Source organism: Candidatus Eisenbacteria bacterium (assembly GCA_016867495.1).
Classification (GTDB): Bacteria; Eisenbacteria; RBG-16-71-46; order CAIMUX01; family VGJL01; genus VGJL01.
Genome location: VGJL01000088.1, coordinates 1 through 10,574, shown reverse-complemented (window position 1 = coordinate 10,574; position 10,574 = coordinate 1). Strand labels below are relative to the sequence as shown.

The following is a 10,574-nucleotide window of genomic DNA, read 5'->3' as shown; positions in this document are numbered from 1 at the left end:
GACGCCGGCCGCGCGCCTTCGGCTGCCCGATGCATGGATCGACCCCGGCTCGGTTCTCGTTGTCCTGGAAGCCGAGACTCTGCGTTCCGGAGTCGATTACCGCATCGAGCCCACCGAGGGGCTTCTACATCTCCTCGTGCCGCAGGCGAGGGGGCGCCTTCGCGTCCGCTATGCCGTCGTTCCCCTGGCGATCGGTCGGGTCTTCCAGGATCCGATCCCGATCGACACGGCGCGGGGAGGAACCGCCCCCATTCGCCCTTCGGTGGCGGCGACGCAAGTGACGGCGGGAGCGGCGCGCCTCGAGCTGCGGGGGATGAAGACCGTGGGTCTCGAAGTCGGCTCCTCGGAGGACCTCTCCCTGAGGCAGAGCCTCGATGTCACGCTCTCGGGCGAGCTGGCCCCGGGAGTGAGCGTGCGGGGCGTCCTCTCGGATCGCCAGACTCCCCTGCAGCCGGAGGGGAGAACGACCGAGCTCGCCGACCTCGACCGGGTCTACATGCAGATCGAGGGACGCGGCGTCAGCGCGACGCTGGGCGATTTCGATCTGCGGGGTCCGCCCGGGCTCTTCACGGACTACCGGCGCCAGCTCGAGGGAATCAGGCTCGATGGGAGACGCGGCCGACTCGGGGGATCGGTCGCGGCCGCGACCGTGCCCGGCGAGTTCGGGACCGCCGAGTTCTTGACTGAGGAGGGAAAGCAGGGGCCCTACCGTTTGCTCGCTCAGGGCGGATCGAGCGATGCCGTGATCCTGGCGGGGAGCGAGAATGTCTGGCTGGACGGGGAGCTCCTCGTCCGCGGCGATGACCGCGACTACACCATCGACTACTCGGCGTCGACCATCACCTTCACGGGCAGGCGTGTCGTCGGGAAGGACAGCCGGATCACGGTGGACTTCCAGGCGAGCTCCCAGCCCTTCCGTCGAAGCGCGTACGGTTCCGAAGTCCGGTGGGGCGAAGAGACGGGCAAGACCCTCTCGCTGCGCGCCACACTGATGGCAGAGCGGGACGATGTCGGAAAGCCCGTGGGCGGCCCCCTGACCGACCGGGAACGCGAGACCCTCCGCCGCGCGGGGGATGCCGACACCTCCGGCTTCGCTTCGGGAATCGACTGTGGAGCGGTCGGCCATGGGGACTACGAGTGGGTCGAGGCCGACACGCTGGATCAACCGTTCCTCCGCTACGTCGGCCCCGATTCGGCGACATGCAAGGTGCGGTTCGACGATGTCGGAGCCGGCAAGGGGGACTATGCCGACAGCCTGCTCGCCGACAGCGCGGCGGTCTATCGCTTCGTCGGCAAGAGGAAGGGACGCTTCCTCCCGGGACGAGCGGTCCCCCGCCCATCGGAACGCGGCCTGGTGGATGTGGCGGCGTCCCTCGCGGGTCCCGCGGGATTCAGGCTGGACATCGAGGGCGCCGGCTCCTTTGACGATCGGAACACGCTCTCGCCGCTGGATGATGGCGATCGGAGGGGCGGGGCGCTCCATCTGGCGCTGGCCCGGGAGATCTCCCCAGTCTCGCTGATGGGGCGCGATCTCGGGCGCTGGGGGATGCGCGTGGAAACGCGCGACCTCGATCCCTTCTTCCGTTCGATGGGCAGGCTCGATCCCGGTTGGTACGGGTACGGCTGGGGGATCGCGGAGGGCCGACTCGGGAGCGGGGATCGACGGCGGTCGCTAGAGCTCAGGCAGGAGCCGGGCTGGGGCCTTGCGGTCGACGGGTCGTACGAGACCCTGTCGAACCGGCGGGATCTCGAGGGGAGCAGGGACCGTCTCATCCTGCGCAGGCAGGGGAGAGTCCATGCGTCGATCGAGCGGACCCGCGCGCGCTCGCGCGATGGCGCGGCCGCTCAGGCGGCCCGGGGGAGGAGAGCGGTCGATGCCGGAGGCCTGGGAGTGAGGCTCCCGTGGGCGGAGGCCTCAGGCTCTCTTCGCCGGGAGAGGGCGGGATCGCGTACGCTGGGCGCGCTGGCCGGCGCCGGGTTCGATGAGTGGCGCCTGGGCGGGGCCTACATCCTGCGCGCGGAAGCCGGACGCGCGGAGATCTCGCGCATCGAGAGGCGGGACCATCTGGCGCGGGACGGTCGCTGGCAGGGCGGCGATCGAGCGCGCACCTGGGAGGGACGCATTCTCTGGTCTCCCTCCGGACGGCTGCTTGACGGCCGCTACGCGCGCCGCGACCTGTCGCGCAGGGAGGGCGGGCGGCAGAGGTCCGACATCGCGGGCCTGCTCTGGTCCGAGGACAGGAGCGACGGGCGCTACGCGCATCAGCTGCGGCTCGACCTGACGACCTCCCAGGAGGAGGGCCGCATCAAGTCGATCGAGTATGTCGGCTCGGGACGCGGCCGCTACGACTCCCTCGGAGTCTATGTGGGGGAGGGCGACTACGATCTCGTCCTCGTGCCGAGCGGAACCGCGATCCTCCAACGCCGCATGGAGGGATCCTGGAGATTCGATTGCGCGCCCGGCAGGGGCCGCGCGGGGGACCCTGCCTCGGCGCTCTCGAAGCTCTGGCTCAGTTCCCAGTGGCTGCTCCATCTCAGCTTCAGCGCCCGGACGGCGGGGAGCGCCTCGGCTTTCTGGAGGGATCTGCCCGATCTCGTTCTCGCCCGAAAGACGGGCGTCCCGCTCGCGTTCCATCGGGCGCGGGCGGAGGGGAGCGCCCTGCCTCGCGCGCGATGGGCAAGCCCGCAGATCCGCGTCGATCGCGAGCGCAGCGAGTCGAGAACCTTCGAGAACGTCCAGACGGGCCGCGCGAAGGACCTGATCGGCCTCACCCTCCGATCCCTCCCCGCCAAGGGATGGACGATCGAGCAGGAAGCGGAGCTCGCACGGGAGCTGGAGCGCAGCAGGCTGCTTTCAGGAGGATCTTCGGCCGGCAGCCTCGGTTGGGACTCGCGGCGTCTTCGGCTCGGCTGCTGGTGGCGGCCTCGCGGAGGCTGGGTCCTCCGCCTCGCGGCGGCGGGTCGGCTGCGCGAGAGGATTCCCACCAAGTCGCGCTACACGATCACGCAGGCGACGCCCGGCCTACAGTGGCTGCCCCGGGAGAGCGTCCGGTTCGACATGCAGGCCACACGAACGTGGGTGGAGGGACCGCGAGCGAATCTGCTGGGGTTGGAGAAGGAGGGTTGGGAGGCGCGCGGCAGCGCGGGTCTCAAGCTCCGCCGCTCGCTCGATCTCTCGGTCATTCTCAATCTCGCGGCTCCGGAGGGCGTGCGGTCGCGCGCCGATGTCCGGGCCGAGATGAAGGCCTACTTCTGATGTCTCTATCCACGCGCTGGGCCCACGCGGTCTTCATCCTGATCCTGTCCGCGGCGGAGGGATGGGCGATCGACCGCCCCGTCACGATCTCACTGGAAGGGGGAAGCAGAGGGGCGCGCGGTGCGGCCGAGCGCGCGGCGCGCGATCTCGTGAAGAGGGAGGAGCCGCCTGGCCCCGAGCGGATCGCCGTCGAGGTCGGGCGCGCTCTGGTGAGAGAGGGGTGGGGAAGCGGCGAGGTCGAGGCCATCGTCGACTCGCTCGGAGGCGATGTCGAGTCCTGGCGCATCCGGCTCCACGCCCTCAAGCCTGCGCGTCTCGCCGAGTGGACCTGGGAGGGGGCGTGCGATCTCGATGAACCTCCCGCCGGGGTCTGGACGCCTGAACGCCGGGCGCAAGAGCTCCGGGGGCTTGTCGAGCGAGCCCAGGGGGATGGCCACCCCTTCGCGTCGATCCAGATCCTGGAGGCCGTCTCGTCGGAAGAGGGGATGCGCGTGCGCGCGCGGTTCCGGGAAGGTCCTCTGCTCAGGCTGCGCTCGCTCGTTTTCGAGGGAAGAGGCGCGACGCGAGAGAGCTACCTCTCCCGCCTGACCGGGCTGAAGCCGGGCGAGCCCGTCCGGCCCGGCCGCGCAGAACTGGGGAGAGAGCGAATCGCGCGCAGCGGGCTCTTCTCGATTGTGGAAGGCCCCTGGCTGCGGAATCCGGAGGAGGGACTCGCGACGCTCGTCTATCGGATGACGCCGGCGGCCCAGAATCGAGCCGACGGCGCGATCGGCTACGATGGGCTCCGCAAGACGCTATCGGGGTACGTTCACATGGAGATCGGGAATCTCTTCGGAACGGGGAGGCGCTTCAACGGCGAGTGGGAGCGTCTGGATCGCGATCGCTCCCGCCTCGCTCTCGCTTACCGTGAGCCATTCGTTCTCGGCCTGCCGCTGGCCGTCGAGGGGGCGCTCTCTCAGGAGATCGAGGACTCGACATGGACGGCCGACGAATGGCGCGGCGTTCTCGAGGGGGACCTGGGGGGATTCACGGCGCGGGCCGGGCTCGCGGGCAGGCGAATAGTCGATTCGCGGCCGCCGGGCGTCAGAACGAGCGGCCTGCACACGATCCTGGGCGCTGCGTATGACGGGCGATCTCAAATGGGGACGCGCGGCGCCAGGCACGAGATCGAAGTCCGGCGCGGAGAGCTCGACCGCACGCCCGACATGGAGCAGGGGGAGGGCACCCTTGTCGGGATCCTGCTCCGCGGGGAGCAGAACCGGCCGATCGGCCTCATCGGCCACCTGCGCGGCGAGTACGCGCTCGGCTGGGTGGAGGGCCCCGACTCCCTTCCGCGCCCGGACGCCCTCGGGCTGGGGGGTGGCGCGAGCCTGCGCGGGTATCCTGAGCAGGCCCTTCGCGTCCTGCGATACGCCCTCCTGCGGCTCGAGGGGGGAGTGAGGATGCTCCCCGAAGGCAACCGCGTCTATGCCTTCGTCGATGGGGCGCTCTACCGCGACTGGCCGGGCGAGAAGCGAAGCAGGCTCGCTTCCTACGGCGTCGGCTTCCGCGTGCGCGGCGCGGGGGGATGGGTCCGTCTCGACTACGGCATCCCGACCGATTCGCCTCCGCTCTCCGGGAGGATCCACTTCCGACTCGAGACGCGGTTCTAGGGTGCGTATCTGCCGAGCATCCGGAAACGGGGGAGCTCTTGACGGCATGGGCCACGCCTGGTACCCGTGGCAACGTGAACGACCCGGCACGAACGACAGAGCGGATCATCGCGATTCACTTCGCGGCCCAGCTGGTCTTGACGCTGCTTCTGACGGCCTCGAGCTATGTGGTTCCCCCCTGGAGCGGAGCCTATGCAGAGGTCCTCCTCGGCTTCCGCAGCCGGATGCCTACAGGAATCCCGCCGACGCTGCTCCACCTCACCACTCCCAGCGTCATCCTCCTGATGGTCGTGAACCAGGCTCTTGCGATCTTGGCGATCGTCCGATCCTCGCTGCCTGTCTCGCGGCGGTTGCTGGTCGGCGGTTCGCTGCTGCTGGCCCTCATCGGGGTTCTGAGCTTCCCGGGTGGCTCCCACGATCTTGAGCTGTACCACGCCCATGCGCGGATGGTCCAGAGCGGAGCGAATCCTTACCTGGTAAGCCCGCTACAGGCGTTCGGGCAAGCTCTCTCCAAGACGATGCCGTGGCCGGAGCAGCTTGCGCCGTACGGACCGCTCTCGATCGGCGTGCAGGCGCTCTTGGTCGGCCGCGTCGGCGATCCCTGGACTGCCGCTCTGGCGCTGAAGCTGTTCTATGCGCTGGCCAGTGTGGCATTCGTCTGGATCATGGTCAGCCTGCCCTCCATCAGAGAGGCGTGGAAGGCGGCAGCGGCGGTCACGGTCGGCTGGAGCCCTCTACTGATCCTGGAGTTCGCCGGCAATGGCCATGCGGACAGCTTGATGGGCATTCTCTGCGCTCTCGCCGTCGTTGCCTTCGTCCGGGGCCGTGGCATCCTGCCCTGGCTGCTCCTGGGCCTGGCCTCTCTTGTCAAGATCGAGGCGCTCTTGTTCTTGCCCATTCTCGCCGCGGCTTCCCCGCATGACCAACGGTGGTCGCTGCGATGGATCGCCTCGCCCGGCATCACCGTGACCGTCGTACTCGGGGGATACCTCTTCTTCGGAGGGCCGCAGAATGCGCTGCCTGGCCTGCGCGAGGAAGCATCGAAGGCGCTGCGCTCGGTCCCTCAACTTGCCGGCTACATCAGCGGCGTGCCGGCGGCGGGCACGGCCTGGTCCCTCCGGATCGTCTTCCTCGCGGCCTACGCGGTCTGTGCATGGACGATCGCGCGAGGGCGATCGATCCTCGCCGCTGCGCCGCTCCTCTACGCGATCTATCTTCTCCTGGCGAAGAGCTTCCTGCAGCCCTGGCACGGTGCCCTTCTGGTCTACCTATTGGCCGTCACTCGCCTCTACGGAAGGCGCGCGCAACTCCAGGATCTCATTGTCGGCACATGGTCGATCTCCGCGGTCCTCGGAGGCTACTCCTACCTGATCGCGAGGCGGGATCTCTCTCCCGCATCCCAGGCGGCCTCGACCGCGATCATGGTGGCGCCAGTACTGCTTGTTCTGCTCGGGTATTGGGTCCTCGGACTCGTCCGCCGTGGCAGGGAGAGGCCATGCTCGCCTTCTTGAGTCGACAGACGCGCATCGCGGCGCTGCGCGTCATCGCCCTCCTCGTAACCACGGCTATCTTCATCCGCACGGCATGGGTGTCAGACGATGCGTTCATTACTCTGAGAACCATCGATAACCTCGTCCATGGATATGGGCTGCGATGGAACGTGGTGGAGCGGGTTCAGACCTTCACCCATCCCCTCTGGCTGTTCTTGGTCGCGATCCCCTACTACGTCACTCGCGAAGCGTTCTATACATGCGCCATTCTCTCGATTGCGGTCTCCATCATCGTAGTCGGTCTCTTCATCTTCCGGGCCCGCGCCGGAGGCGCGGCGGCGCTCGCGCTCGGAACCGCGATGCTCGTCAGCTCTCGAGCATTCGTTGACTACTCGACATCGGGTCTCGAGAACCCTCTGACCCACCTTCTGGTCGCTCTGTTCCTGATTGCCTTCCTCAAGGATGCGCCGGCAAGTCTCGGGAGGGTCTTTCTGCTCTCCGGGATCACAGGGCTGGCTACGCTCAATCGGATGGACTCGATCCTGCTGTTCGCTCCGGCCCTTCTGTATGCGACGTTCGGGTGTGGAGGTGTCAGAGCGCTCGGAGCTCTCGTTGGAGGTTTCATTCCGTTTCTTCTGTGGGAGGGGTTTGCTGTCTTCTACTATGGTTCCTTGGTCCCGAACAGCGCATTCGCGAAGCTGAACACAGGGATCGATGCGATCACCTACAGCAGGCACGGGTTGTACTACATCCTCAATTCGCTTCGGAACGATCCAGTCACGATGGTCGTGATCCTGGTGGCTATGGCGTCCGTTGTCGCTTCGCGAGGAACGCGGAGGCAGCGCTTGATTGCCATCGCCTCCGGGATACTGCTTTACCTACTCTACGTGGTCCGCATCGGTGGAGACTTCATGAGCGGCCGGTTTCTGTCGGCGCCCTTCCTTGCGGCCGTCATTCTCCTCGCTGAAGTCGACCCCTTTCCCCTGCGGAAGCTGGGACGGGGAATACTGGCTGCCGGCGTCTTGATCTCGGGTCTGGGCCTGACGCCGCACCCTCCGATCAGAAGCGGGAGGGACTTCGGCGGACGCATGGAGGGGCTTGTCGACAGGCATGGAATCTGTGATGAGCGACGCTACTACTTTGCTGGCTCGGGAATGCTGAACGAAGCTCCTGCCGGGGAGAAACCCTCAGGGTGGGGTCCCTCTGTGGTTGGAGGGGATGCTCGGAGGAATGGGACGCCTCTTGTCGTGGAGGAGGCGGTTGGCGCCGCCGGCTACCTCGCCGGGCCGAGGACGCACATGCTCGATTACTATGCGCTTTGCGACCCGTTGCTCTCTCGGATCCCTTCTGTTCTCAATGACACGAGGTACGAGAAGTGGATGCTCCAAATGTTCGGTGATCGCGATCCTCAGGGTTGGCGAATCGGTCACCACAAGCGGAATGTTCCGAGCGGCTATCTCGCGACGATCATGACCGGCGAGAACCGAATCCAGGATCGCCAGCTTGCCGCCTTCTATGATCGCCTCCGCCCAGTGACGCAGGGTCCGCTCTGGAGCATCCACCGGTTCGCAGCAGCAATCCAGTTGAGCTTCGGTCGGTGGAACGGACTCCTTCCTCGCGGCCGCCCGGAACAGGATGAGCCGATCGACTGGATGGAAGTCCTCGCCGTTGACCCGAACCTCCCGGAAGCCCTCTTCCGGATTGGAGAGGAACTGGCAGAAGCGGGGGACCTCGACGAAGCCGGCCGGAGATTGGAGGAGGCAATCCGCCTCGACCCTCGGCACGCCCGAGCGCTCTTGCTCATGGGGAGGATATGCCAGCAGACGGGAGATGCCCAGCGGGCCAACGCCTACTTCGACCGGGTCCGCGCGACTGTGCCGGGACTTGGAGGCGGAAGCGACTAGGCTTGGCCGGTCTCCAGGATCGCCACGAACTCCTTCTCATCGAGGATCGGCACGCCAAACTCCCGCGCGCGTTCGAGCTTGGAACCTGCCTCGCTTCCCGCGACGACATAGTCGGTCTTCCGGCTGACCGAGCCCGAGACCTTTCCGCCGAGAGACTCGATCCTCGCCGTCGCCTGCGGCCTCGTCATCGATTCCAGCGTGCCGGTCAGTACGAAGGTCCTGCCCTCCAGCGGACGGCGCGCCGGTGTCTCCTCGCGCGGCTCGACCGTCTGGACCCCGGCTCGCGCAAGTCGCTCGAGCAGATCCCGGCTGGCTGGTCGGGCGAAATAGCGCAGGACGCTCTCGGCGACGACCGCCCCCACATCGGGGATTCCGCGCAGGTCCTCCTCCGAGGCGTTCGCCACGGCGTCTAGGGTGCACAGGCGGGAGGCCAGGTTCTTCGCGACTGAGGCTCCCACATGCCGGATTCCGAGGGCGAAGAGGAGCCGGCGCAAGGGACGCGACCGGCTCTCGCCGATCGAGAGGATCAGGTTCGCGGCGGAGCGCTCTCCCATCCCCTCGAGCGGCACGAGCTGGCCCGCCTCCAGGGCGTAGATGTCCGCGGCATCGCGGACGAGGCCCGCGTCCACGAGCTGATCCACCTTCGCCTCGCCCAGTCCCTCGATCTCCATCGCCCCGCGCGAGACGAAGTGGAGAATCTGCCTCTTTCTCTGGGCGGGACAGTGCTCGTTCAGGCAGCGGAAGGCGACCTCGTCCCCCTCCCGAACGAGCGGCTCCGCGCAGGCCGGGCACCGCTCCGGGAAGACGAAGGGGATCTCGCTCCCGGTCCGGCGGTCTACGAGGACTCGGGTCACCTTCGGGATCACCTCGCCCCCCTTCTCGACCGCCACCCAATCGCCGATCCGGACATCGAGGCGGCGCACCTCCTCCGCGTTGTGGAGCGTGGCTCGCCGGACGGTCGTTCCCAGGATCTCGACGGGGGAGAGGACGGCGACCGGCGTCGCGTTGCCCGTCCTGCCGACCTGCACCTCGATGGCGAGAAGCTGCGTGATCCCCTCGCGCGTGGCGAACTTGTAGGCGATCCCCCAGCGAGGGGCCTTGGCCGTGGCGCCGAGGCGCAGCTGCTGATCGAGCCGGTCGACCTTGATGACCAGGCCGTCGGTCTCATAGTCGAGGCCCCAGCGTCGCTCCTCCCACTCCGCGATCTGCCGGAGAACCCCATCGATTCCGTGAGCCGCCCTCGCGTGGGGGTTGACAGGGAAGCCGCGCTCCCGCAGCCAATCGAGGGCATCCCGGTGGCGCTCGATCCCCATCTCCGCCGCCTCCACAACCGCGTAGCAGCAGAGGGCGAGCGGGCGGGAAGCGACGATCCGCGGATCGAGGAGCTTGAGGGTGCCGGCAGCCGCGTTGCGCGGATTCGCGAAGAGCTTCTCGCCCGACTCCTGTCGCCTCTCGTTCAGGGCCTGGAACGCGGAGCGAGGGAAGAAGACCTCGCCCCGGACCTCCAGCTCGCTCGGACTCGTTGCGCTCGGACCCATGGCGGCCCGCAGCGGCACTGTCCGGATCGTCTTGAGGTTCGCGGTGACGTCGTCCCCTCGCGTTCCGTCCCCGCGGGTCACTCCCCGTACGAAGACCCCGCCGACGTAGCGAAGGGCGATCGCGACGCCGTCGATCTTGAGTTCGACCACGTAGTCGGTCGGCTCCGTCGTTCCGAGGAAACGTTGGACCCGCTGGTCGAACTCGCGCAGCTCGCTCTCGTCGTAGGTGTTCTGGAGCGAGAGCATCGCCGTGGAGTGTACGACCGTCTCGAACCGCTCGAGGGGCTCTCCTCCGACCCGCTGGGTAGGGCTGTCCGGAGTGACGAGATCGGGGAAGGCGGCCTCGAGCCCCTCCAGCTCTCGGACCAGGCGGTCGTAAGCGGCGTCGGAGATCTCCGGGTCGGCGTCGACGTAATAGCGCCGCGCGTGATGGACGATCTGTTCGCGCAGGCGGGCGGCGCGCCGCTCCGCTTCCCCTCGGTCCATCGAATGCCTCCGCCACCAGCCTACGAGTCCCGGCGATGGCCCGCAAGGCACGATGGACTGCGATGGCGCGATGGACTGCGAGGGCGCGATGGACTGCGAGGGCGCACGGCCCACGAGGCGCCGCGGCCCGCGAGGCGCCGCGGCCCGCAAGAGGCGATGGCCGGTTCCGGCCCAGGGGTGGAGGCGCCCGGGCGATGGAGGCTTGAGGCTCCTCCCCTCGTGCGATACTCTGGGACGGCGATGGCTCG

The 10,574-nt window shown here is 67.8% G+C and carries 4 protein-coding genes; 2 read left to right on the top strand and 2 right to left on the bottom strand.

Going from position 1 to position 10,574, the window contains the following annotated elements; translation table 11 throughout:
* Window positions 1–3,255 precede the first annotated feature (3,255 nt).
* On the top strand, window positions 3,256–4,908 hold the full coding sequence (locus FJY88_08905; GenBank protein MBM3287452.1) for a hypothetical protein: 1,653 nt from the start codon (window positions 3,256–3,258) through the stop codon (window positions 4,906–4,908).
* 190 nt (window positions 4,909–5,098) lie between these two features.
* On the opposite strand, the gene FJY88_08900 is transcribed toward FJY88_08905, so the two are convergent.
* Window positions 5,099–5,293: a hypothetical protein gene (locus tag FJY88_08900; protein ID MBM3287451.1), complete on the bottom strand. Its 195-nt coding sequence runs from the start codon at window positions 5,291–5,293 to the stop codon at window positions 5,099–5,101.
* Window positions 5,294–5,848: 555 nt separating this feature from the next.
* Here FJY88_08900 and FJY88_08895 point away from each other — a divergent pair.
* On the top strand, window positions 5,849–8,302 hold the full coding sequence (locus FJY88_08895) for a tetratricopeptide repeat protein (protein MBM3287450.1): 2,454 nt from the start codon (window positions 5,849–5,851) through the stop codon (window positions 8,300–8,302).
* Here FJY88_08895 and ligA read toward each other — a convergent pair.
* Window positions 8,299–10,326, bottom strand: coding sequence for an NAD-dependent DNA ligase LigA (ligA, locus tag FJY88_08890; GenBank protein ID MBM3287449.1), 2,028 nt, complete (start codon window positions 10,324–10,326; stop codon window positions 8,299–8,301). The genes FJY88_08895 and ligA overlap by 4 nt on opposite strands.
* Window positions 10,327–10,574: the final 248 nt, after the last annotated feature.